Annotated in this window: 1 protein-coding gene and 1 pseudogene; one reads left to right on the top strand and one right to left on the bottom strand. The window is 68.7% G+C overall.

Annotated features, from left to right (window positions below; translation table 11 throughout):
* Positions 1-27 precede the first annotated feature (27 nt).
* Positions 28-228, bottom strand: coding sequence for a hypothetical protein (locus D7X12_RS41770; RefSeq protein WP_120630596.1), 201 nt, complete (start codon positions 226-228; stop codon positions 28-30).
* A gap of 140 nt (positions 229-368) precedes the next feature.
* Between D7X12_RS41770 and D7X12_RS41765 the strand changes: the two are divergent.
* A pseudogene (locus D7X12_RS41765) lies at positions 369-619 on the top strand (hypothetical protein); the annotation flags it as partial.

Raw genomic sequence — 619 nt, 5'->3', positions numbered from 1 at the left:
GGGGGGAGGCGGGGCTTCAGGCGGGTTTCAGGCGGGGCGCGGCGTGACAGCGCGCGCGGGGGACGGCGCACCCTCGTAGTAGAGGCTGGCCTGCCCGTTGCCGTAGACGACCAACACCCGGTCATTCTCCTCCAGCAGACCGGAGGTCTTCTGGGTGACCTTGCGAACCAGGGTGTCGAGCTGCGCCGGACCTGATTTGCTGCTGGCCCGGACCGTGACGACTGGCATGCGGTGTCCCGCTCCTAATGTCCTCTCCCGCGACGAACGCCGGCGGGGGCCGACGCCTCGAACCGTCCGGAGGGCGCTGCGTGTCATAGCCAACGGAACACTTCGTTGACAAGTGCGCGCTGCCATGGCGGAAAGTGACCATGCTCCGCCACGTCCGCGCCCTGCTGGTGATTTCGCTTGCCCTCGTCTCCACCGCGCACGCGCAGTCACGCAAGCCCGCCGACCTGTACCACGTGTCCCCCACACCCGCCTGGCTCCCGCGGCAGGTCTTCCTGGGCACGCAGCTCAACAACGGCGCCGTCATCCCCAACCTGCGCGTGCAGTGGGAGTTCACCTTCTTCCAGGAGCGCAAGGACGCCTGGGTGGGCATCCTGGAGGGTGGGGTGGGGTG

Origin of the sequence: Corallococcus sicarius (genome assembly GCF_003611735.1) — a bacterium.
Lineage (GTDB): Bacteria > Myxococcota > Myxococcia > Myxococcales > Myxococcaceae > Corallococcus > Corallococcus sicarius.
This window is presented reverse-complemented; position numbering and strand designations above follow the sequence as displayed.